Raw genomic sequence first — 21,768 nt, 5'->3', positions numbered from 1 at the left:
TTACAAAATGTACTGTTTTAAGGCAGACATGATTTTATCAACAAAAATCGCGTCCATTTTTTTTGTCTCTGAAACGATCGACATTTGATGGTCACCATAGCCCCCTATCAATAGGGGGTCTGTTGGGCCAAACAAAGTGAGATTAGGTTTACCCAACGCCGCCGCCAGGTGGCTTAAACCCGTGTCAACAGAGACCACGGCTTGAGCGGAAGCCAGAATGTGGGCGATGGCTTCTAAATCACAATGGGGTAATACCTCAACTTGAGAAAAACCCTCAGCCAAACGGCAGGCCCGTTGATATTCGGGCTCCGTTCCCCAGGGTAACTTGATTTTTATAGGGGCCCCTCCTTTTGTGATCTGCTCAATCAGGTTTCGCCAATGAAGTTCAGGCCAATGCTTTGCCTCTTGCGTTGTTGAATGAATCAAAACCAGGTAGGGATCATGTGGTCTATTTTTTGAAACAAATGCAGAACGGATGCCATAGTCACCACGACAAGACGGTTTTGAATAGCCCAGGCTTTTCGCCAATAAATCACGGAGCCTTTCGACCGCATGCTGGTTTTTATCCACCCGGTGGCGCTGATGATAAAACGCACTGGCAAAAGCTTCACGCGCACTTTGGCGGTCAAACCCATGCTTGATGCCCCGCGCAAGGCGCGTGATCAAGGCCGCACTTTTGAGTAAACCCTGGGCATCTATCACCACATCATAGTGCTTTTTTTGTAATGCCTGTTTAAAAAGCGCCCGCTCTGCACGCACGGATTTGCTAAACCAGTGTTGACGCCAACGTCGAATGGCCACTGGGATGACTTTATCTACGGCGGGGTGCCAAGTGGGGATTTGAACAAAATTCTCTTCGATGACCCAATCAAAACGAATTTTTTCGCGCGCGTTCATAGCATCCGTCAACGCGGGCAACGTGTGTAACACATCGCCCATAGAGGAAGTTTTGACTAACAGAACCTGCATCAATCGAGTTTATTCCTGTGCTTCATCAGGGTAAGAAGCATCACACAATGTTTGCAAAGCGGCCATTACCTGCTCGGGTGTGATCCCAATCAAACTGTCATGATACCCCTCCGAATCGTCGCCTTTTCGAATTTTATGATAGCCGCTGATCAAACGGATGACCTGGGCTTTTGGGGATAAAGGGGGCGTAAAATCAGGGTTACTCGGCCCATACAACGCGACCAATGGCTGATTTAAAGCCGCCGCGATATGCATTAAACCCGAGTCATTCGTCACTATCGCGCCACAAGCCGCAATCAGGTCGATTGCCTGTTCAAGCGAAGTGTGGCCGGTGAAATCATGACAGTGTTGTTGCGCTTTTGGGTTGAGGGCCGATCTGATCTTGTGCCCTGTGTGTTTATCTTGTGCCGATCCCAATAAAACGATCTGATACCCCTTCTCAATGAGTGTTTGCGCTAAAGCCGCATAATGATAATGGGGCCAACGTTTTGCCGGGCCAAATTCGGCCCCTGGGCAAAACCCTATCAGCGGTGTGTCATTTTTTAAAGAAAAAACCGCTTTGACCTCTGCCACTGCTTTTTCTGTGACCTGCAACTGAGGCCACAGAAAAGGTTGAGGTAAATGGGCCGCCGATAACGCCTGGGTTTTCATATCAGCAACATCATCAGCGAGTGCCACATAACGTTGCACCATCATCGGGAATGCGGCGGGGTTTAATATTCGCCAATCGTTTAACAGGCCGTATCGCATTTCACCACGCCACCCAATCCGGTGCGGAATACGTGCAAAAAAAGGGATCAACGCCGATTTAAATGAATTAGGCAATATATACGCGCGTTGATAACGCTCAGAACGCAATTGAATACCAAGACGTCGCCGCTCAAAAAGCGCCAACTGACCGTGACCGATGGGCATCGTCCATATCTGCGCCACCTCTGGCATCCTTGACAGTAAGGCACGGCACCACTCCGGCGCCATCACATCTATTGTTGCATTGGGGTGACGCACTTTCAGCGTGCGATACAAACTGTGAGACATCATCATATCCCCCACCCATGAAGGCGCGATCACCAATATTTTCATCTGGTTTTTCAAAAAAATCCCTTGTTAACCTCAGCCGACAACGGTGATGGCATATTCAAAAATGGCATTGGCTCAAGTTTGCCTGTTTTTTCATCTGAATATGGCTTATTGAGTTATTTTTAAAAATGATTTGGTTTTAAATGTGGTGAATGAGCGTTTTTTGATATTTTTTGTAAGATAAAAAAATTATATTTTCTCATAAGGTTTTTTAAACATTTTGTATAATTAAAAAGAGAAAATGCGATTATGGGGATGGAATGTAGACTAACAAAATACACAAACGCAACAAACGAATCTGTTTTTACAGATAAAAGCGTTAATGAAGCATCATTATCTGATGGTAAAGCAAAATCTGGGGTCAAAAAATTATTTCGTCAATCTCTTAAGCTTTTGAGAAATACTTTTAAAATGGTACCAAAAATAAAAACAAAAAAAGGGTCTTATTCATTATCAGATGATATAGCTAAGCGATTTAATTTTAGTTACAATATAAAGAACTAATTAGCATGAGGTCACTATGAGTTATTCAGTGGATTTTCGTCAAAAAGTCCTGAGTATTCGAGAGAAAGAAGGACTGAGCATCAGAGCAACGGCGAAGCGTTTTCACGTAGGTACAGATACTCTCAGGCGTTGGCTCAAGCGAATAGAACCGAAACCCTCGGGTCCGCGTCGAGGCAAGATGGATAAAGAGGCGTTTATCAAAGATGTGGCAGAGTATCCAGATAGCTATCAACGGGAACGGGCGGCCCGTTTCGGGGTGTGCCCCAAAGCCATCTGGCAAGCATTGAAAAGATGGGGTCTGACCTATAAAAAAAACTCTGCGTCATCCCAAGGCAAACGAAGAGGCACGACAGGGGTTCCAGGAAAAAATCGCGGGGTATCAAAAGCAGGGTAAATCTCTGGTTTATCTCGATGAGAGCGGCTTTGCTCACGATATGCCCCGCCTCTACGGATACGCTACACGAGGTCAACGCTGTTTTGGGACTCACGATTGGCAGGCTAAGGGCCGCACTAACGTCATTGGTGCCTTATTAGGGGTCACTCTCATCGCGGTGGGCCTCTTTAACTGCTCCATTAACAGCGATGTTTTTTATGCCTGGGTCACTCAGCTGCTCCTACCCGCTCTTCCTCATCCGTGCGTGATGATGATGGATAACGCTTCTTTCCACAAGCGAAAAGATATTCAACACGCCATTCTCAACGCCGGTCATTCTATTGAATATTTGCCTCCTTATTCGCCCGAGTTCAACCCTATTGAGCACACATGGGCTCAAGCTAAAAGAAAAAGAAGAGAACTTCAATGCGACATCAATACCTTGTTTTCAGAACATATTATGTAACTATTCTTATGTCGTTTAGCTATAAATCAAATAAAATGACCTCTATACTTAAGCCTACAGAAAATTATTCCAAGAATGCTGACGAGGGTTCAAATATATTAAGAAATATATATGAGCCCATTTTTGCATCGAGTCCTGATTCGCTAAAAGAACCAGAAGAAAAAACGGCAGAACCCATATATGAGGAGCCTTCTAATCTAAGAGAAAATGGAGAAACACAACCTACTGAAGCTAGCGCTCGAACTCCACTTACAGATAATCAAATCAATGAATTGTATGCGAAGGTTGACACAACAAAGAAAACACCGAAGTCTGAAAATCCGGTAACCGCTTCTTACGATGAGAACTTACGACCACCACCCCGTGTTCCTGACAAAAATGTGGCTCTATTAATAGAGCTTTTTAATAAAAAATGACATGTTCATCTTGATTTTTTTGGTGCCAAAAACGCCAAACATATTTGAATATGTTCTCCCTTTGCTGTTGTAAAGCCATAATCGCGCTTTTTCGTTAAATGAATGCCTAGATAATCTTTTTTGACATCATTAAAATCGGCGGTCTCACAGTTTTCTCCAGAATGACTTAAAAATAATGCGCCTGAATTTTGAAGATCATCCAGAGAAATATGCGCATTGTAAATATTGGGTTTGTTTTCATTCGACCATTTTGTCGTGATGAAAGGATGATCGGGGGAATAAAAAGTCAACCATTGAGATAAATACCCTCCTCCTACATATTTTAAAGGGGTGTGATATTCGTTTTTCCATAATTCATTCAATTGAGTGCTCACCTTTTTGATAAAATCCAGTTTTTTACCTGCGCCTTTAATATTATTATGCAAAACGAGTATGTAACCAGAACACACTAATATAGAAAAAAATAATAAACATAAATTCATATTTCGCCATTTTTTGATTTTATCCACATTTAAAAAACACAATGTCAGTGATGAGGCTAATATAGCAAAAGGTTGCATCCATTCAGTGATTCGCCCCCCTTCATTAAAAAGAAAATAAATAAAAATACAGAAAACAGGAGATAAACAAATAAAGACAAAATGTTTTTTTTCTTCTGTATTGGGATACGCTACTTTTGCGCCTAAAGGCAATAAAATCAGTAAAATAATGATAACAGGATAAAACACACATAAAAAAGCAATGATAACTGTAAGATTTAATGCGGGTTTTATTTGAGATTTCACCCAATTAAAGGCAGCAAAGTCATGCTGATAAAGCCAAATGAAATTAGGGGTTATGATCAAGATAAAAAGTAATATAGAAAAATAGAATTCTTTATATTTAAATGCTTTTCTTCCTGTCGACGTGAATAAAAGAGAAATCAACATAAAGGGTAAAAAAGCGAATGAAGAATATTTTGACATTGCCGCTAACCCAGAACATAAGGCCAACAAAAACCAATATTTTTGATGATCGTAGAGGGCTTTAATAAAAAAAAGGAAAAGATAAGGCCAAAACATCACCAGTAAATAATTGTCGTTATAAGGAAGAATATCAAAATTAATAATGCCCGTTAAATTCAGGCTCATTAAAGAAAAGAAAGCGAGGATAGGACGACCAAACAGTCGTAAACCCAGCAACCAAACCCCCAGCATACCCAAAGAAACCGCTAAAAAATGAGAGGCATACCAGTAAAGATCAAGGGCGACCCACTTTTTCAGCAATAATGAAGGAAACATAACAAGGCTAACCATATAAGGATTTTTAGGTGATCCAAATTCCAGGTTATTGGCCCAATTTAACGCTTCAACAGCATCATAAGGCACACTGGGATTCAAAAAATAACCTGCACATGTCCAAATAATCGCATAAAGCGCAAGATAAAAAATGATAAAAATCTGTGGAGTGGAAGATGGTTCTAAAATTTTCATAGTCTCTGTCCTTTAAAATGTAAAGCAAATGAGAATCAAGACGATCACTGCTTGACACATAGTGGCCGCTGTATCGCATAAAGTGGCCATACCTCCATTTTTTATACAGCTAAAAACATTTTTTACAGGGGAGAAAAGGGGATGTCAGAACCTAGCTACAAGAGATTTCTGTGGCATGAATCCTTAACTGTTTCGGTATTTCAAAAACGATATTTTCCTCTTGGCCCATCATTTCAATCGATTCATCAGCACCTAATGATTGCAACGTAATAATGACTTTCTGCACTAACACATCAGGTGCCGAAGCACCTGCTGTCACACCAATATATTTGATGTTCTTTAACCAGTCAGCATGAATGTCTGCATCAGAATCAATGAGATAAGCAGGTTTGCCCATTCGTTTGGCCAGCTCCGCCAAACGATTTGAGTTAGAGGAATTTTTTGAACCGACCACCAGCACCATGTCGCTTTTTTCTGACAATTCACGGACTGCCTGCTGCCGATTCGTCGTGGCATAACAAATATCGTCTTTACGGGGCCCAATGATTTTAGGGAATCGCTTTTGAAGCGCTGAAGTGATCTCGAGGGTATCGTCAACAGATAAGGTGGTTTGGGTCATGAAACAGAGGTTGTTTTCGTCTTTGACTTTTAATTGATTGACATCTTCCACAGATTCCACCAAATAAACCCCTGCGGATGCGTTATCATATTGCCCCATCGTGCCCTCAACTTCAGGATGCCCCGCGTGCCCAATCAAAATGGCTTCTTGCCCTTTACGGCTGGCACGAAGCACTTCCATATGCACTTTAGTGACCAAGGGGCAAGTGGCATCAAACAGTATTTTTAATTGACGTGCCTTGGCCTGCGCCTTGACTGCCTGCGAAACACCATGAGCAGAAAAAATCAGCACGGACCCATCCGGCACCTGTGAAATATGTTCAATAAATATTGCCCCTCTCTTGCGTAAATCTTCGACAACATAGCGATTATGGACAACCTCATGGCGCACATAGATGGGTGGACCGTATATTTTTAACGCACTTTCTACAATGCTGATCGCACGATACACACCCGCACAAAATCCCCTTGGGTTAGCCAACAATATTTTCATTTTTTTTACCGTCTTGAGGATCAATTTTTAATACTTCAATATCAAAATTCACAGAATGTCCTGCTAAAGGATGATTAAAATCCACAGTAATAGACTCTGCCATCACTTCATACACAATCCCAGGCATTTCACGGCCATTGATCGCCGTGAATAAGATGACTGCCCCGACCTCAGGTAGACCTATATTTGAAAAATCCTCTCTGGAAAAATATTGAATCAAATCAGGATTTTTTTCACCAAAAGCGGCAACTGCGGGGAGTGTAAATTTTTTTTTATCATTGACCTTTAAGCCCAATAATTGGGCTTCTAACATGTCAGATAAGCTTTGATCACCCAAACAAAATAAAGCAGGTTTGCCCGAAAGACGGCTAGATTCGGCGATAGAGCCATCTTCTAAAGTCAGCGTAAAATGCAGCAGAACGGCACTGTTTTTTTCTATCCGATTTTCCAGGCTATTGCAAATATGGTCTTTTTTGATGGAAACGGTGTCAATATATTGATTGAATTTGATTTGATTCACATCAGAAGATGAAGCAGGAACTGTTTTTTTAATATCCCCGTTTTTGTTCTTGCCCGAATTTGGAACGACTGGTGACATCTTATTTCTCTTTTTGAGTGATCTGTTTTTTTGAAGCCGGATTTAAAAATCCTTCTAAAAATATGAATAAAGCACCGATACAAATAGCAGAATCAGCCAAATTAAAGGTAGGCCAATGCCATTGGTTGACATAAAAATCAATAAAATCGATCACAAAGCCATTCGCTATTCGATCACATAAATTTCCAAGGGCACCCCCAATGATGAGAGCATAAGCGGCGTTTATCCATTTATTTTCTGTTGAGCGATACATTAATCTCATCAGGATAGCGATAATCAAAACAGCGACCAGAATAAAAAACCAACGTTGCCAACCGCCGCTGTCTGCCAAAAAACTAAATGCGGCCCCTGTATTTTGAGCATAAGTCATGTTCAAAAAAGGAATCAAAGGCCGTGTTTCATATAAATCAAAATGATGAATGATCCAATATTTGCTGGCGAGATCTAACACCATGACCACGACAGAAAGCCACAACCAACGCAATTGAGTCATACCCATCGAACGGTTTATTTTGTTCATTTAAGCAAACTTACGTTCTTCACCGGGACCGGCTACGTTACTCACACAACGCGGACAAAGTTCACCCTGTTCGCCTGCCAAAACAACATTTGGCGTGTAATGCCAACACCTGGGGCATTTTTGCCCTTGTGCTTTATTGATCGTGATTTTTAATTCGTTCATCAATTGTTCCGTTTTTTGTGCCTTGTCATCTGCCTCTTTATAGTCAGCAACACGTACAGAAGAAGTGAGTAATACAAACCGGAGCTCGCTTTGCAAGCTGTTCAAATCGCTTGCCAATTCAGGCTGAGCATATAAAGTCACTGAGGCTTCCAGAGAACTTCCAATCTGTTTATTTTTACGCGCTTCTTCCAAAACTTTATTCACTTCACTACGCACCCGCAATATTTTTCGCCAAAATGCATCATTCATTAGAGGATGAGAAGGATCTTTGTTCTCCTCTAAGGTCAATAAATGCGGATACCATTCTTGAGTAAAAACAGAAGAATATTTTGCACGATGCGAATCATGACCAGGTAAATATTGCCAAATTTCATCAGCAGTGAACGAGAGGATGGGCGCTAACCAGCGAACCAGGGCGTGTACAATATGGAATAATGCAGTTTGACCACTACGGCGAGCCAAGCTGTCATTTTTAACAGTATATTGTCTATCTTTAATGATATCGAGATAAAAAGATCCCATTTCGACGGAACAAAATTGCATTAAACGTTGTACCACAAAATGAAAATCGTAATGTTCATAAGCTTTGATGATATCGGCTTGGGCATGTGCCGCGCAGCTCACAGACCAACGATCTAACATGACCATGTCTTCTGGAGACACTAAATCTGTTGCAGGATCAAAATCTTTTAAATTGGCTAAAAGAAAACGCGCCGTATTGCGAATACGTCGATAAGCATCCGCAGAATGCTGCAGTATTTCGTCTGAAACCGCCATTTCACTCGTATAATCCGTTGAGGCTACCCAAAGTCGAAATATATCTGCACCCAGCTTATTGGTCACATCTTGAGGCGCCACTGTATTGCCGATAGATTTAGACATTTTTCGCCCTTGGCCATCGACCACAAAACCGTGCGTTAACACTTCTTTATAAGGCGCTTTGTTTTTCATTGCGGCAGATAACATCAGCGAAGACATAAACCAGCCGCGATGCTGATCAGATCCTTCCAAGCACATATCAATATCTGTATTGAGCCCATAACGAGCCTCTACAACAGAAGAATGCGTGGAACCAGAATCAAACCAAACCTCCAAAGTATCCGGCACTTTGATATAATAGGCCGCTTCTTCACCTAACATTTCCTCTGGCGATATATTCCACCAGGCTTGAATGCCTTCTTTTTCGACTCTTTGTGCGACTTCTTCCATTAATTCTTGAGTTCGAGGATGCAAGGCCTCCGTTTCTTTATGAATAAAAAGAGACATGGGCACACCCCAGGTACGTTGACGAGAAATGCACCAATCTGGACGATGGGTCACCATGGATTCAATGCGAGCCTGACCCCAATGAGGGATCCATTTGACTTTTTGAATTGCTGATAATGCGTTTTTACGTAAAGTCTGCTTTACCATGCTGATAAACCACTGCGATGTGGATCTAAAGATCAAAGGCGTTTTGTGTCTCCAGCAGCAAGGATAGCTGTGCACTAATTGTTCAGCATGCATCAGTGTGCGGTTGTCGCGCAAAATCTCGCGCACAACGTCATTTGCCTTGAACACAAAAAGGCCATCTAATCTGGGATCGGTATTTTGTAAATAACAGCCATCAGGCCCGACAGGGTTGAAGGTTTCAATCCCATATTTTTGACAGATCACGAAATCATCGGGCCCATGTGCCGGGGCGGTATGTACGGCACCGGTTCCTGCGTCCACTGTGACATAATCTGCTAAAATGATAGGCACATCAAAATCCATAAAAGGATGTTTAAAGCGCAGATGCTCCAAATCCCTACCTGAGCACTGGCCGATCACTTGCCATTCTTTTTCTCGATTTTGTTTAAAAATACGCCACATCGCCGTTTCTATTAAATCTTCTGCCAGAATAAAATAGTCATCGGCCATGCGTACCAGTTGATAAGTCACCTCTGGATGAAGTGCAATCGCTCGATTTGCAGGTAAAGTCCAAGGGGTAGTGGTCCAGATAATGACAGAAACAGAGGCACTTTCAGAATCAACACCAAATCGGGCGACAACGGCTTTGGGATCGACCGCAAGAAAACGGACATCGATCGACAAAGAGGTTTTATCATAATATTCCACCTCGGCTTCTGCCAAAGAAGAAGTACAATCTGTACACCAATAAACCGGCTTAATCCCTTTGTAAACATGACCGTTTTCGATAATTTTGCTGAAAGCGCGAATAATATTGGCTTCTGTTTGGTGATCCATCGTTAAGTAAGGGTGATCCCAGTCACCTATAACGCCCAGTCGAATAAAACTTTTTCTCTGTTTGTTCACTTGTTCCGACGCATATTCGCGACAGGCCGCATGAAATTCGGACAAGCTGATTTTTTCATTGGCCTTGCCGAGCAATTGTTCCACTTTTAATTCAATCGGTAATCCATGACAATCCCAGCCCGGGATATAATGTGCGTCATAACCCGACATCCCTTTTGATTTTATAATGATGTCTTTGAGAATTTTATTCATGGCATGACCAATATGAATATCCCCATTCGCATAAGGAGGGCCATCGTGTAATAAAAACGATTTTTTGCCTTTTTTAGCGGCGCGAACAAGGGCAAATAAATTTTCATTCTCCCAGCGTTTGAGCATCTCGGGTTCGCGCTGGGCTAAATTACCCCTCATTGGGAAGCCTGTTTCTGGCAGGTTGAGGCTATCTTTATAGTTATTTTTATGACTCATATGATTCATTCCATTCTCAACAAAAAATTAAATTTTGGGTTTTAGCTTCAACCCAAAAAAGGTTCGAGCTGCAAGCACGTCAAGCGAAATTTGCTGTCTGAGCGCGTCAAGTGAAGTAAAACGTTGCTCATTACGTAACTTTTGACGAAATACAATGTCAACGTAGCGGCCATAGACTTCCATAGAGAAATCCAGCACATGTACGTCAATTTGATGACAAGTGCCAGAAATGGTCGGCCTGCTGCCGATGTTTGCCACACCAGGCAAGACTTCGTATGTTAAGCCATATACTTCAACGACATAAACACCTTGAACTGGCATGCGTGAGGACTTTACAGGCAAATTAAGGGTAGGGAACCCAAGCGTACGCCCAAGTTTGTCTCCATGCACTATTCGACCAGAAATACAATAAGGATGACCGAGCAAGTCTTCTGCAAGAGCCAACTGATCCTTCTGTAACGCTTCACGGATAACCGTGCTGCTGATACGAAGTCTTTTATAGAAAAAGCCTTCTATGCTGATGATCTGAAAATCAATTTTTTTGCTGGCTTGTGTTAATAGTTTGATATTACCCTGACGTTTTTTACCAAAACGAAAATCATCCCCTACGACTAAAAGATGAACTCCTAACTGTTTAATGAGAAACTCAGCGATAAAATCATCCGCTGTATAAGCAGCAAAAGATGGGTCAAATTTGACGCATAATACATAGTCTATTTTAATTTGACTCAAATACTTCAATTTATCCCTTAAATAAGTTAAACGCGGGGGGGCCTTTTCAGGTGAAAAAAACTCTAGGGGCTGGGGCTCAAAAATCATGACCATAGTAGGCAAATGCCGTTTCTGCCCTTCATGTTTCAAACGCGCCAGCAATGCTTGATGCCCCCTATGGACGCCATCAAAATTACCAATACTCAGCACACAACCATGGTTTTCTGGCCGAATATTATGCAGACCACGAATGAACTTCATGACCGATTGAAACCGCTCAAATTCGCCATTAAAGCTTCTGTCAATACCCGATCTGAAATCATGGTGGAATTTGAATGAAAATGTTTACGCTATATGATTTTTAATATCAATCAATTGACCTGATTGATTAAATTTAAGAGTTAAAGTTTGTTGCGTTACTTTTTCATGCCCTACCTGCTGACGAAATATATAAAACCAGGTTTGAGTACCAAAAGGGTCTGTCAACATAGGGCTGCCTAATGTAGACATCACTTCGTTTTGTGTCATTCCTTGATGAATTTTATTGACCTCATTCTGAGATAAGTAATTTCCTTGATTGATATCAGGTTTATAAACCCATTGATTAAATCGAGAACAACCTGAAACAAATATCATAAAAAACAAAATGGGATGGATCAGCATCTTAAAGCACATGGTCATAGATTCCTTAATAGTAATGATAGTGGAGGTGATTCTCTTGAAAAGAGTTTTACATAACAAGTAATTCTTTTGCATTCGCCAGTGTATTTTTTGTTATTTTTCCTTTTCCAAGAAGACGTGCCAGCTCTTCTAGACGCGTTTTTTTATCTAATAAATGAACATAAATATCTGTTTCTATTGTATCACTTTGTTTTTTAAATAAAAAATGTTGATGCCCGCAAGCGGCAACCTGTGGAAGATGAGTAATACAAAGTACCTGTGTCGAGGCGGCTAATTGTCGCAACAAGCGACCCATTAAAGCCGCCGTAGATCCACTGACACCCACATCTATTTCATCAAAAATGACAGCAGGGATCTCCATTTTACGCGCAGTACTTAACATCATTGCCAGGGCAATCCGTGATATTTCTCCTCCCGAGGCCACCTTAATCAGGGGCTGTAATGGTTGACCTGGATTCACTGTGACAAAAAATTCAACACGAGTCGCACCATAAATATTGAGGTGTTTGGGATCAAAATAGGTGTCAATGCTGAATTTTGCATAGGGCATCGCCAGGTTTCGCATATTTTCAGTGATTAAGGCAGACAGCTCTTTAGCATAAAATTGCCGTTTTTCATGTAATTCATGGGCTATCTCTAATGCTTGCTGATACTGTTTTTCTGTTGCTTGAAGAAGATCTTCCTGATCTATATTTTGCTCAATCAATTGTTGTTGTTCATCCAATAAGTGTTGATGTTGATCTGCTAAACGTTCTGGAGAGACATGATGTTTACGAGCCAAATCTAAATAATTGGATAAATGTTGCTCTAATGATGCTAAGCAATCCGGTTCCATATTGATTTTTTGACTGTAATGACGGATTTCATCACTGACTTCTTTAATTTGAATGATCGCTTCTTTAAGCATATTTAATAAATCATTAAAGTAATGATCCATAGCACTTAATTCTATCAGCTGTTTTTGAGAAAAATAAAGCTGACTCAAAATACTCTGGTGTTCACTTTCACACAGCCCTTGTAAAACTTCTTGGCTCATTTTCAATAATTGAGCTCTATTCGCTAAACGTTTATGCTCCGCTTCTATTTTTTCATACTCTTCTGGCTTTGGATCCAATGCATTGAGTTCTTTAAGATAATATTCCAAAAGCTGATGACGGGCATCATTTTCCACCGCTTTTTTCTTTTGTTCGGCCGATCGTCGGCAGCTGTTATGCCAGGTTTCATACGCATTTTTCATCTTTATGAATAAATGGTGCTCTGCTGAATACGCATCCAATAATTGTTTTTGATGGTCCAGTTTCAGCAAACAGTGATGGGTATGCTGGCCATGAATCTGTATAAGAAGCTGGCCTAATTCTCGTAATTGAGACAGAGGAACAGGTGTGCCATTGATAAATCCTCGAGAACGTCCATCAGCACCAATAGTGCGACGCAGTAAGCATTCATGATCTTCGTCTAATTCTTGATTTTTTAACCATTGCATCGCCAAACTCTTATCCTTTAGAGAAAAGCGAGCGCACATATCTGCACGAAGAGCCCTCGAACTTACCATTCCAGATTCTGAACGGCCGCCTAAGCACATATTTAAGGCATCAATTACGATAGATTTTCCTGCACCTGTTTCACCGGTGATACTGGTCATCCCCGATTGAAAATCAATTTCCAATTGACTCACAAGAGTAAAGTTACTGATCGTTAATTGAATCAACATGTCCAATTCCTTTCAAAATAAAGATGGTGTTCGCGTCACAAATGGTGAGTCAAAGCCAAGATCCCAAAATTTGCTTCAATAAAAAATGATTTGATATTAAAAATATTTTAATGAAAATCATAAAAATCAAGGTAAAGTAGCTGTCGAATTTGATGTTAAACTAATTAAAAGTATTATTAGTTTTTATAATAAGTAATTTAAAAATGCCTCATTTACAATAAGGATATAAGTTATGTTGCTCTCAGCGCAAAAAATGGATTCAACTTTTGAATGGTTTCTTTCTCATTGCAATATTCGTACATATCCGCCCAAAATCAATCTTGTAAGTGAAGATTGTGAATCTCAAACACTTTATTATATTGTAAAAGGTTCTCTCATCTCCCTGATGAAGTCTCAAAACGGTGAAGAAATCATATTGTCTCATTTAAATCGAGGAAATTTTATTGGGGAGATCGGATTATTTTTAGCCGCTCAACCCCAGGGTACTTGGATACGAGTGAAAACCCCCTCTGAATTAGCTGAAATTTCTTATAAAAAATTTCGAACCCTCGTCCAAATTAATCCCGACATATTAATTCGTTTATCCGCACAGATGGCAAGTCGATTGAAAACGACATCAGAAAAAATAGGAGAACTGGCATTTTTAGATGTGGCGACACGTGTTGGGCAAACATTGATAAAACTCGCGCATCAACCCGATGCCATGACTCATCCCGATGGGATTCAAATTAAAAGCACTCGTCTAGAAATTGGTCAAATGGCAGGTTGTTCTCGTGAAACAGTTGGGCGGGCTTTAAAAACATTAGAAAGACAAAATTTAATTTCAGCTCATGGCAAAACGATTGTTGTTTTGAATCCCTGGTTAAAATATCTCTCAGGCCAAGACACCATTTAGGCTTAGGAAGTGACGGTTTTACCCGTCGAAGGGAAGATGTGACAAGGAGCTCGCAGACCCGCCGTTGAGGGTGGCACAGGAGCGGCCTCGAAGCACCATCTCCTATGCCAATGAAGATTATTAATATGGCACAGTCAAATTCATTGCGGATGGCCCTTTTTGACCATCCTAAATTTTATTAACATCCACTGCGGATGGCCCTTTTTGACCATCCGCAATTTCAAATTCGACACCTTGACCTTCGGCTAAAGTTTTAAAACCGCTATCTTGAATTGCAGAAAAGTGAACAAATACGTCCTTACTATTATCGTCTGGAGTAATAAAGCCGAAACCTTTAGATTCGTTGAACCACTTAACTTTACCTTTAATTTTTGCCATCTTGAAAATTTCCTTTAAATTATTTAACTCAACTACGGGTATTTTAAATCAAAAAATGAGCCTTGTTGGTCTGCTGAAGGCACTAAGAGAAAAAGCCGGAAGGGAAGTAATCTACAACACTTACGTTCTTGCCTAAAAGTTCTTGCTCAAAAACCATAATTAATCGAGAACGCTATCTCGTTTTACTCAGAGCCCTTATTTCATACAATTCATTCATTGGCAAGCCATTTTTTATCATTAATCAACTTACTTTGCATATGAATAAAACTGTAAACAAAACTCTGATTATTTTAATCATCCTCCCTATTTAAAGAGAGCGACCTTTTCCTGAGGAATTTTTTACTAAGCTCTTGTAGCGGATTTTTCTAAAGTTGAACATCCATTTCAACCCTCGAAATGGATGTTCAACTTTAGCGCGGATTTAAGTGCGAATATTTTTTGGATACCTGTTTGCGTATTGCTAACGAAAGCAGTACTAAAAGCCTGTATCCCCGCCCGTGCTGCGCTGAAATCTGCGGGGCGGTTACTTCCTGATCAGGGATTACTGGTGAATATTCTCCCGATGCTGGAAGCAAAAGATTCGTCCCGCATTGAAAATATCGTCACTACAAGCGATCAGCTTTTTCAATATGTTGAACAGGCTGATCCGGCTACTAAAGAGGCTCTTCTCTATCGTACGGCGATGTATGATGGAGTTGAGTTACTGAAGACGCATCCGTTATGTGTCAGGGTCGCAATGCAGATTTGTACCAAACTGCGGGCAGTCGAAACCGATGTAAGGAAGACTTCTGGTACTGTTTTGCGCGATCAGTATATGAACGTCGTATATACCCCTCCGGAAGGAGAAGAGAAGATTCGCACGTTACTGTCAAACTAGGAGCAGTTTATCAATGAACAGAACGATATTGATCCACTGATTAAGATGGCCATGGCACATTACCAGTTTGAAAGCATTCATCCGTTCCCTGCTGGTAACGGATGTACAGGAAAGCTCCCCAAAATTTACACCTACGAACTGGTTAATATGCTGTTCATGCAACCCTGCTGCAGAATAGAAAATCTGGTGAGCGGGGATTGCACAGCGGCAAACAGCATCGCTTTATCTTAAGCAACTGGTAAAAATCGGGATACTAGAAGAAGTGAATGCCGGTCGTGGAAAACTTTACATTAACACTCGTCTGCTGAGGGAGCTGAATGATTGATGAAAGTGTCAGTACTTCAGAACAAGATTTGACTCGCCAGGCCGATATTGAAAAGATGGCTGTTGATAACGGCTTTTATATGGCACTGTTAAAAAAGTCACTTAAAGACATTACGATAAGTGATAGTTTTTTTAATAGACCTGTGACCTATATTAGGTCACTGGAAAGGCTAATATAATGATTCCTCGCCTTTAGGCCTCGTTTTAAAGCGCCTATGTTGCCACATATATTGTTCGGGCGCCTTTTGAATGATGTTTTCAATGACCTTATTCATAGAAGCGGCGGTTTCAGTTTCATCTTGAAGTGGAAAATTGTTCAATGCAGGCGATATGGTCATTCGATAGCCTTTGGCGTCAGGCAATCTGACCAGGTGATAAGGCACACAATTTGCACTCCCTTTGCTGATCAACAGATGAGTACCCCTGGTGGTAGCCGCTTGTTCAACTGCAAAAAATGGGACAAAAACACTGCTGCGAGGGCCATAATCATGGTCTGGAAGATACCAAAGTATTTCACCTTTTTTTAAACAAAGAATCATTGTTTTTATATGATTTCTGTCTATCAACCCTTTATTGGATCTTGTCCTGCCATAAATCTGGATCCAATTAATCACTTTATTATTGTGCGGCCGGTAAACACCAATAGCCTGCTTGTGCAGGCCAAGAATACGAGCGGCAAATTCTAGCGTCAGAAAATGTACACCTATTAATAATATCCCCTGTCTACTTTTTTGTACTTTCTCAACACATTCCAAACCAATCAATCGACTCCAATGCTTGACACGCCAATCTGGCCAAAACCAAGCCATGCCCGATTCAAGAAGACCTATTCCTAAGGCTTCAAAATTTTTTTTGACCATTTTTTGGCGCTCAAAAAGAGAAATTTCTGGAAAACAAAGTTCTAGATTACGAGAGGTAATATTGACTCGACGTCTAAGAAAATACATGGATAAACGTCCAATACACCTCCCCAAACGATAAATTATGGGGTAAGGAAGGCATACTAAAAGATAAAGAAACCCCGCGCCAAACCAAGTGAGCCAATAACGAGGATGTAAGAATGAAAGATGAAAATGAGGAGATTTTTTTATCATCGAACCCGTGGTCCATTTAAAAAATTATTTAATAATTGATGACCGTTTTCACTAAAAATGCTTTCAGGATGAAATTGTACCCCCTCTAAGGGTAAAGTGCGATGTCGGATACCCATGATTTCATCCATACGGCCTTCTTTTTCAGTCCAGGCTGTTAATTCAAAATCTTCAGGTAAAGAATCGGTTTCAACGACCAGCGAATGATATCGAGTCACCGTTAAGGGGTGATTTAACCCCTGAAAAATGCCTTGATGATTGTGCTGAATCAAGCTTGTCTTGCCGTGCATTATTTTTCTGGCTTTGACGATGCGAGCTCCGAAAGATTGAGCCAATGCCTGATGCCCCAAGCAGACACCCAGAATAGGTAATTTGCCCGAAAAATGCTGTATCGCAGCTAATGAAATCCCTGCTTCATTAGGTGTGCAGGGGCCAGGAGAAATGACCAGATATTTCGGTGCTAATCGCTCAATATCTTGAAGCTTTACTTCATCGTTACGTTTGACCAGTACATCAACGCCTAATTCACAAAAATATTGATATAAATTGTAAGTAAAAGAATCGTAATTATCTATTAATAGCAACATGGAAACCTATTTATATATGCATTCATTAAATTGGGTTCTAATACAACAGAAAGCGGTTAATATTCGAATAAAGTATTTTAAAAAATCCTGGAAAATAGTTAAAATCAGTCACTTTTTTTAAATTTCTTCAAAATAGAAATGGTACGATTTATTAATTTTTCAATAGGCTCTTTATCAGCTGTTTTTAAAGCATTACACTCATTCATGTAATTTTGAATATCATTGATCTCTTTTTCTAAAATAGTAGCGTTAATAAAAATAGGACTATCAGCAAACTGTAATTTAAATGTTAGTTTATTTAAATTATTTTTAAAATATTGAATCATCACATCTGTTAATTTATCAGAAAATATATTTAAATGAGTAACAATATTTTTATTAAGAACATTTTTTAAATCTATAAAAATAGTTTCAAAATTTTTTTTGATGTTTTTTTCTGTATTGCTAAATAAATCTGTAGTATCATTATTATAAAAAATAATACTATTTATTAAATCTTCAATATGTGGCAATTCATTTTTTAATTCTTTTATTTCTTCAGATATATCCTCTTTTTTCGATAAGCTATTGTTTATTTTTCCAATTTATTGAATAAAAAATCAATGATTTGTACTGTAATTCGAATTTTTTCTTTTTGAAAATCAGACTCTGTGTAGAAATTTTCTTTAATTAATCTGATATGATCTTCATGTTCTCCTTTTATTTTTATCGGAATTATTTTTAGAGAACAATTATCATAAAATATATTGAAAAAAGCTTCATAATGATTACAAGTTATTACTGCAGAAAATTTTTCTGTTTTTGTTAAATTTTTAATTGACTCAAACGAATTATTTTTTAGTTCAATTAATGCTTTTAATGCGTTTAAATCATTTGATGATGTATAAATTTTATTATAAATTCGATTGAGTTCTTTTTTATTTAAATGAGTCTCCCCTTCAAATTTATTTAAAAAATCTTTAAAAGTTATTTGATCTTTATCAACTTCATCTGCACTCGTATTCATAGTACGACTTTTTTTTATATTTTGAATCCTTGATAAAGAACAAGCCAAGAATCCACCCGTTGTTGATTTATTAATTATAGTATTAGATATTGATTTAAACATTTTTTATCCTTAAATTATTTTTTAATAAAGTGATTATCATAAAGTACTATTTTAAAAACGTCTTTTTTAATTGATTACATTTTATAGAAATTAAAAAATAAGACAGTAGTTTTTATCAAAAAACAGAAAAATGCGTTCATTTTTATACAATTTATCCCATGAGATTGGACATGAATTTACTTTCTTCAGGCAATTATTATGATTGCTTGATTAGGTATCAATGCCATAACATCAGGCTTAATATTTATAACTTTAATCGTATAGTACATTTAATGATTTTATAATAAATACGTAAAAAACCTTAAATAATTTAATGTTTTTAAACCATTGACTTAAGTGTGTTTTAGCTAAATTAAAAAATAGATCACAGACAATTTATGGAAAAACGATTTATACAGGCAAATAAAGAAGCACGATGGTCATTTGGGTTAACCCTTGGTTATTTTTTTTGTTGGTGGATCCTTTTTTATTTTTCTGGTCACGCTGAATATAGGGTGTATTTAATGGGTCATATTGATAGCATCACGGGGTTACCCCTATGGTTTGAGGTAGGCTGTATTTCTCTCCCTTTAGTCTTTATCGGGCTTTGCATCTTAATGGTCAAACTGATTTTCTCCGATATGCCGCTTGAAAAACTTAAGGATCAAGATTGATTGATATTGATATGATTTTGCCTCTGATGGCTTATTTATTTATCCTTTTTTGTTTATCTTTTTATAGTGTCAGAAATCAAAAATCTGAACATTTCCTGAAGCAATATTTTATTGGCAATCGTTCCATGGGGGGCTTTGTATTAGCCATGACTTTGAGCGGCACTTATATTAGTGCAAGTTCTTTTATCGGGGGTCCTGGGGCGGCTTATCAATATGGGTTGGGTTGGGTTTTACTCGCCATGATCCAGCTCCCTGCAATATGGCTTTCTTTGGGCATATTAGGCAAAAAATTTGCTATTTTGGCGCGGAGTTACAACGCTGTCACTTTAAATGACATGCTGTATGCCCGTTATAAAAGCCGGCTTTTAGTCTGGCTGACCAGTGTGAGTTTGTTATTGGCATTTATGGGGGCCATGACGGTCCAATTTGTGGGAGGCGCCCGGCTGCTAGAAGCGACAGCAGGCATTCCCTATCATATCGGGTTATTGATATTTGGTATCAGTGTCACTCTATACACCGCTTTTGGCGGTTTTCGCAGCAGCGTACTCAATGACAGCTTACAGGGTGTGATTATGCTGTCGGGCACCATTTTGCTTTTAGTGGCGGTAGTGCATAACGCCGGAGGATTAGCAAAAGCCGTAGATACCTTATTTCATATTGATCCTGCGTTGATCACACCTCAAGGCCAGGATCAAATACTGAATATCCCCTTTATGGCTTCTTTTTGGGTGTTGGTGTGCTTTGGAGTCATTGGTTTACCTCATACGGCGGTTAGATCGATTGCTTATCGTAATAGCCAAGCCGTTCATAGGGGGATTATTTTAGGTACCGTTGTGGTGGGCATCATGATGTTTACCATGCATTTATCGGGGGCTTTAGGGCGCGCTATTTTACCCGATTTAAGTGTTCCTGATGAGGTGATCCCAAAACTGATAATGCGGGTGTTCCCACCTTTTGCAGCCGGTCTTTTTCTTGCCGCCCCAATGGCGGCTATTATGTCGACTGTGAATGCACAGCTATTGCAATCCTCCGCTACCCTGGTCAAGGACATTTATCTGAACCTCAAGCCCAAACAGCTCAACAATGAAAAAAAATTGAAATGGATTTCAAAAGGAACCACTCTGTGTTTCGGTCTTTTACTCATACTGACAGCGTGGCGCCCACCAGATATGATCATATGGCTTAATTTATTGGCTTTCGGGGGAATGGAAGCCGTTTTTTTGTGGCCTTTGGTACTGGGATTGTACTGGCGTAGAGCTAATGCCTATGGAGCCATCAGCTCAATGATAGTGGGTGCCCTTTGTTATATTTTATTGACGATATTTAATATTCAATTTTTAGGATTCCATCCTATTATGCCAACACTCATTTTAAACCTTTTGGCTTTTTTGATGGGCAATATCTGGGGCGATAAAAAAACGCTCACACTTCATAGAGATAAAACATGCCTTGGATACAAATCAAAATAATCACATCAAAACAGCATGACAACCTGTTAGAAACGCTATTGTTAGAAACCGGCGCTGTCTCTGTCACTTTTCAGGACGCAGGGGATCAGCCTATTTTTGAACCTTTGCCAGGCGAATTGAAATTTTGGGATGACATTGAAATAGCAGGTTTATATGAAGCGGATAACAATTTACATGAACATCAAACGAAAATCGCCGCGGCCATCAATAAAATAAAGGCCATGTGTGAACCAGGGCAACATTTTATTTATAAAATTGAGCATTTGGAAGATAAACAGTGGGAGCGAGAATGGATGATTCATTTTCATCCTATGCGTTTTGGGCAGCGTCTTTGGGTTTGTCCGAGTATGCAAGCGGTGCCAGATCCGAGTGCGGTGAATGTAATACTAGATCCCGGATTGGCATTTGGCACAGGAACACACCCGACCACGGCGCTTTGTTTAGAATGGCTTGATAGCCTTGATTTACAAAATAAAATCTTAATTGATTTTGGGTGTGGATCAGGCATTTTGGCCATAGCGGCGCTCAAATTAGGGGCGAAACAAGCGATTGGGATTGACATAGATCCTCAAGCGATTGAAGCAAGTCGGGATAACGCACAACGTAACGGAGTTTCTGAGCATCTGGTGCTCTATTTATCTGGACAAGAACCGAAAAATCTTCAAGCAGATGTGGTGGTTGCTAATATTTTAGCCGCCCCTTTGTGTGAATTGGCAGGCGTGATCGCCGATTTAGTTAAGCCTGATGGGTATTTAGGCCTTTCCGGTATTTTGAACACTCAATCTGATAAAGTTTCTCAGGCATATCAACACGCCTTTTGCCTTTATCCTATCGCTGAAAAAGAAGAGTGGTGCCGTATCACGGCCGTAAAAAATAAAAATGATGGAATATGAATTTCTGAAAGAA

24 protein-coding genes and 2 pseudogenes are annotated in these 21,768 nt (G+C 39.8%); 10 read left to right on the top strand and 16 right to left on the bottom strand.

What is annotated here, in order from left to right:
- Nucleotides 1-969 carry a lipopolysaccharide heptosyltransferase RfaC gene (gene rfaC, locus HDEF_RS04005; protein WP_015873380.1) on the bottom strand — a complete coding sequence of 323 codons (969 nt, stop codon included), beginning with the start codon at nt 967-969 and terminating at the stop codon, nt 1-3.
- A 9-nt stretch (nt 970-978) separates the two neighbouring features.
- A complete protein-coding gene (rfaF, locus tag HDEF_RS04000; RefSeq protein ID WP_015873379.1) occupies nt 979-2,052 on the bottom strand; it encodes an ADP-heptose--LPS heptosyltransferase RfaF in 1,074 nt (357 codons plus the stop codon).
- A gap of 246 nt (nt 2,053-2,298) precedes the next feature.
- Between rfaF and HDEF_RS03995 the strand changes: the two genes are divergently transcribed.
- From HDEF_RS03995 to HDEF_RS03980, 4 genes are read left to right on the top strand one after another with little or no spacing between them, the layout of a single operon-like run.
- A complete protein-coding gene (locus HDEF_RS03995; RefSeq protein WP_015873377.1) occupies nt 2,299-2,553 on the top strand; it encodes a hypothetical protein in 255 nt (84 codons plus the stop codon).
- Nucleotides 2,554-2,569: 16 nt separating this feature from the next.
- On the top strand, nt 2,570-2,947 hold the full coding sequence (locus HDEF_RS03990) for an IS630 transposase-related protein (RefSeq protein ID WP_012737971.1): 378 nt from the start codon (nt 2,570-2,572) through the stop codon (nt 2,945-2,947).
- On the top strand, nt 2,859-3,392 hold the full coding sequence (locus tag HDEF_RS03985) for an IS630 family transposase (RefSeq protein WP_086934965.1): 534 nt from the start codon (nt 2,859-2,861) through the stop codon (nt 3,390-3,392). The genes HDEF_RS03990 and HDEF_RS03985 overlap by 89 nt, the downstream gene beginning before the upstream one ends.
- 35 nt (nt 3,393-3,427) lie before the next feature.
- Complete coding sequence (locus HDEF_RS03980; RefSeq protein WP_158533940.1) at nt 3,428-3,808, top strand: hypothetical protein; 381 nt, start codon at nt 3,428-3,430, stop codon at nt 3,806-3,808.
- Between the two features lie 5 nt (nt 3,809-3,813).
- Here the strand turns inward: HDEF_RS03980 and HDEF_RS03975 are convergent, their stop codons facing one another.
- The 8 genes from HDEF_RS03975 to recN all read right to left on the bottom strand — a co-directional run bounded on the left by HDEF_RS03975 (nt 3,814) and on the right by recN (nt 13,480).
- Nucleotides 3,814-5,280 carry a glycosyltransferase family 39 protein gene (locus HDEF_RS03975; protein WP_015873375.1) on the bottom strand — a complete coding sequence of 489 codons (1,467 nt, stop codon included), beginning with the start codon at nt 5,278-5,280 and terminating at the stop codon, nt 3,814-3,816.
- A gap of 151 nt (nt 5,281-5,431) precedes the next feature.
- Entirely contained in the window at nt 5,432-6,391 is a 960-nt protein-coding gene (gene ispH, locus HDEF_RS03970; RefSeq protein WP_015873374.1) for a 4-hydroxy-3-methylbut-2-enyl diphosphate reductase, read from the bottom strand.
- Entirely contained in the window at nt 6,372-6,842 is a 471-nt protein-coding gene (gene fkpB / locus HDEF_RS03965) for an FKBP-type peptidyl-prolyl cis-trans isomerase (protein WP_044612481.1), read from the bottom strand. Before fkpB ends, ispH begins: the two co-directional genes overlap by 20 nt.
- A gap of 148 nt (nt 6,843-6,990) precedes the next feature.
- Nucleotides 6,991-7,500 carry a signal peptidase II gene (gene lspA / locus HDEF_RS03960; RefSeq protein WP_044612480.1) on the bottom strand — a complete coding sequence of 170 codons (510 nt, stop codon included), beginning with the start codon at nt 7,498-7,500 and terminating at the stop codon, nt 6,991-6,993.
- Nucleotides 7,501-7,509: 9 nt separating this feature from the next.
- Nucleotides 7,510-10,377, bottom strand: a complete 2,868-nt coding sequence (gene ileS / locus HDEF_RS03955; RefSeq protein ID WP_015873371.1) for an isoleucine--tRNA ligase — start codon at nt 10,375-10,377, stop codon at nt 7,510-7,512.
- Nucleotides 10,378-10,404: 27 nt separating this feature from the next.
- Nucleotides 10,405-11,349 (bottom strand): bifunctional riboflavin kinase/FAD synthetase, encoded by a 945-nt coding sequence (gene ribF, locus HDEF_RS03950; protein WP_015873370.1) that lies wholly within the window; start codon nt 11,347-11,349, stop codon nt 10,405-10,407.
- Nucleotides 11,350-11,433: 84 nt separating this feature from the next.
- Nucleotides 11,434-11,763, bottom strand: coding sequence for an outer membrane protein assembly factor BamE (gene bamE, locus HDEF_RS03945; RefSeq protein ID WP_015873369.1), 330 nt, complete (start codon nt 11,761-11,763; stop codon nt 11,434-11,436).
- A 55-nt stretch (nt 11,764-11,818) separates the two neighbouring features.
- Nucleotides 11,819-13,480, bottom strand: a complete 1,662-nt coding sequence (recN, locus tag HDEF_RS03940; protein ID WP_015873368.1) for a DNA repair protein RecN — start codon at nt 13,478-13,480, stop codon at nt 11,819-11,821.
- Nucleotides 13,481-13,712: 232 nt separating this feature from the next.
- Between recN and crp the strand changes: the two genes are divergently transcribed.
- Nucleotides 13,713-14,375 (top strand): cAMP-activated global transcriptional regulator CRP, encoded by a 663-nt coding sequence (gene crp, locus HDEF_RS03935; protein WP_015873367.1) that lies wholly within the window; start codon nt 13,713-13,715, stop codon nt 14,373-14,375.
- 168 nt (nt 14,376-14,543) lie between these two features.
- On the opposite strand, the gene cspE is transcribed toward crp, so the two are convergent.
- Both cspE and HDEF_RS13865 read right to left on the bottom strand, forming a co-directional pair.
- A complete protein-coding gene (gene cspE, locus HDEF_RS03930) occupies nt 14,544-14,753 on the bottom strand; it encodes a transcription antiterminator/RNA stability regulator CspE (protein WP_015873366.1) in 210 nt (69 codons plus the stop codon).
- Between the two features lie 328 nt (nt 14,754-15,081).
- Nucleotides 15,082-15,174: pseudogene (locus HDEF_RS13865) on the bottom strand (hypothetical protein); the annotation flags it as partial.
- On the opposite strand from HDEF_RS13865, the pseudogene HDEF_RS03925 reads away from it, so the two are divergent.
- Nucleotides 15,154-15,955: pseudogene (locus HDEF_RS03925) on the top strand (Fic family protein). The pseudogenes HDEF_RS13865 and HDEF_RS03925 overlap by 21 nt on opposite strands.
- Entirely contained in the window at nt 15,948-16,133 is a 186-nt protein-coding gene (locus HDEF_RS13010) for a hypothetical protein (protein ID WP_015873365.1), read from the top strand. Before HDEF_RS03925 ends, HDEF_RS13010 begins: the two are co-directional and overlap by 8 nt.
- Here HDEF_RS13010 and lpxL read toward each other — a convergent pair.
- From lpxL to HDEF_RS03900, 4 genes are all read right to left on the bottom strand, one after another.
- On the bottom strand, nt 16,125-17,048 hold the full coding sequence (gene lpxL, locus HDEF_RS03915) for an LpxL/LpxP family Kdo(2)-lipid IV(A) lauroyl/palmitoleoyl acyltransferase (protein WP_086934981.1): 924 nt from the start codon (nt 17,046-17,048) through the stop codon (nt 16,125-16,127). The genes HDEF_RS13010 and lpxL overlap by 9 nt on opposite strands.
- Nucleotides 17,045-17,632 carry an aminodeoxychorismate synthase component II gene (locus HDEF_RS03910; protein ID WP_015873363.1) on the bottom strand — a complete coding sequence of 196 codons (588 nt, stop codon included), beginning with the start codon at nt 17,630-17,632 and terminating at the stop codon, nt 17,045-17,047. Before HDEF_RS03910 ends, lpxL begins: the two co-directional genes overlap by 4 nt.
- A 104-nt stretch (nt 17,633-17,736) precedes the next feature.
- Nucleotides 17,737-18,144, bottom strand: a complete 408-nt coding sequence (locus HDEF_RS03905; protein WP_015873362.1) for a hypothetical protein — start codon at nt 18,142-18,144, stop codon at nt 17,737-17,739.
- A gap of 59 nt (nt 18,145-18,203) precedes the next feature.
- A complete protein-coding gene (locus tag HDEF_RS03900) occupies nt 18,204-18,740 on the bottom strand; it encodes a hypothetical protein (RefSeq protein ID WP_015873361.1) in 537 nt (178 codons plus the stop codon).
- 377 nt (nt 18,741-19,117) lie between these two features.
- Here HDEF_RS03900 and HDEF_RS03895 point away from each other — a divergent pair, with 377 nt between their 5' ends.
- From HDEF_RS03895 to prmA, 3 genes are read left to right on the top strand one after another with little or no spacing between them, the layout of a single operon-like run.
- Nucleotides 19,118-19,393 carry a YhdT family protein gene (locus HDEF_RS03895; RefSeq protein WP_015873360.1) on the top strand — a complete coding sequence of 92 codons (276 nt, stop codon included), beginning with the start codon at nt 19,118-19,120 and terminating at the stop codon, nt 19,391-19,393.
- Between the two features lie 11 nt (nt 19,394-19,404).
- Nucleotides 19,405-20,862: a sodium/pantothenate symporter gene (gene panF, locus HDEF_RS03890; RefSeq protein WP_207144642.1), complete on the top strand. Its 1,458-nt coding sequence runs from the start codon at nt 19,405-19,407 to the stop codon at nt 20,860-20,862.
- Nucleotides 20,838-21,755 carry a 50S ribosomal protein L11 methyltransferase gene (gene prmA, locus HDEF_RS03885; protein ID WP_015873358.1) on the top strand — a complete coding sequence of 306 codons (918 nt, stop codon included), beginning with the start codon at nt 20,838-20,840 and terminating at the stop codon, nt 21,753-21,755. Before panF ends, prmA begins: the two co-directional genes overlap by 25 nt.
- The last annotated feature ends 13 nt before the right edge of the window (nt 21,756-21,768 follow it).

This window comes from Candidatus Hamiltonella defensa 5AT (Acyrthosiphon pisum), assembly GCF_000021705.1.
In the GTDB taxonomy this organism is placed as follows: Bacteria; Pseudomonadota; Gammaproteobacteria; order Enterobacterales; family Enterobacteriaceae; genus Hamiltonella; species Hamiltonella defendens.
This window is presented reverse-complemented; position numbering and strand designations above follow the sequence as displayed.

Bases quoted from the DNA above. Each gene is read 5' to 3' on its own strand.
- rfaC (WP_015873380.1), bottom strand. From the start codon at position 969: ATGCAGGTTCTGTTAGTCAAAACTTCCTCTATGGGCGATGTGTTACAC.
- rfaF (WP_015873379.1), bottom strand. From the start codon at position 2,052: ATGAAAATATTGGTGATCGCGCCTTCATGGGTGGGGGATATGATGATG.
- HDEF_RS03995 (WP_015873377.1), top strand. From the start codon at position 2,299: ATGGGGATGGAATGTAGACTAACAAAATACACAAACGCAACAAACGAA.
- HDEF_RS03990 (WP_012737971.1), top strand. From the start codon at position 2,570: ATGAGTTATTCAGTGGATTTTCGTCAAAAAGTCCTGAGTATTCGAGAG.
- HDEF_RS03980 (WP_158533940.1), top strand. From the start codon at position 3,428: ATGACCTCTATACTTAAGCCTACAGAAAATTATTCCAAGAATGCTGAC.
- HDEF_RS03975 (WP_015873375.1), bottom strand. From the start codon at position 5,280: ATGAAAATTTTAGAACCATCTTCCACTCCACAGATTTTTATCATTTTT.
- ispH (WP_015873374.1), bottom strand. From the start codon at position 6,391: ATGAAAATATTGTTGGCTAACCCAAGGGGATTTTGTGCGGGTGTGTAT.
- ileS (WP_015873371.1), bottom strand. From the start codon at position 10,377: ATGAGTCATAAAAATAACTATAAAGATAGCCTCAACCTGCCAGAAACA.
- ribF (WP_015873370.1), bottom strand. From the start codon at position 11,349: ATGAAGTTCATTCGTGGTCTGCATAATATTCGGCCAGAAAACCATGGT.
- bamE (WP_015873369.1), bottom strand. From the start codon at position 11,763: ATGTGCTTTAAGATGCTGATCCATCCCATTTTGTTTTTTATGATATTT.
- recN (WP_015873368.1), bottom strand. From the start codon at position 13,480: ATGTTGATTCAATTAACGATCAGTAACTTTACTCTTGTGAGTCAATTG.
- crp (WP_015873367.1), top strand. From the start codon at position 13,713: ATGTTGCTCTCAGCGCAAAAAATGGATTCAACTTTTGAATGGTTTCTT.
- cspE (WP_015873366.1), bottom strand. From the start codon at position 14,753: ATGGCAAAAATTAAAGGTAAAGTTAAGTGGTTCAACGAATCTAAAGGT.
- HDEF_RS13010 (WP_015873365.1), top strand. From the start codon at position 15,948: ATGATTGATGAAAGTGTCAGTACTTCAGAACAAGATTTGACTCGCCAG.
- lpxL (WP_086934981.1), bottom strand. From the start codon at position 17,048: ATGATAAAAAAATCTCCTCATTTTCATCTTTCATTCTTACATCCTCGT.
- HDEF_RS03910 (WP_015873363.1), bottom strand. From the start codon at position 17,632: ATGTTGCTATTAATAGATAATTACGATTCTTTTACTTACAATTTATAT.
- HDEF_RS03900 (WP_015873361.1), bottom strand. From the start codon at position 18,740: ATGTTTAAATCAATATCTAATACTATAATTAATAAATCAACAACGGGT.
- HDEF_RS03895 (WP_015873360.1), top strand. From the start codon at position 19,118: ATGGAAAAACGATTTATACAGGCAAATAAAGAAGCACGATGGTCATTT.
- panF (WP_207144642.1), top strand. From the start codon at position 19,405: ATGATTTTGCCTCTGATGGCTTATTTATTTATCCTTTTTTGTTTATCT.
- prmA (WP_015873358.1), top strand. From the start codon at position 20,838: ATGCCTTGGATACAAATCAAAATAATCACATCAAAACAGCATGACAAC.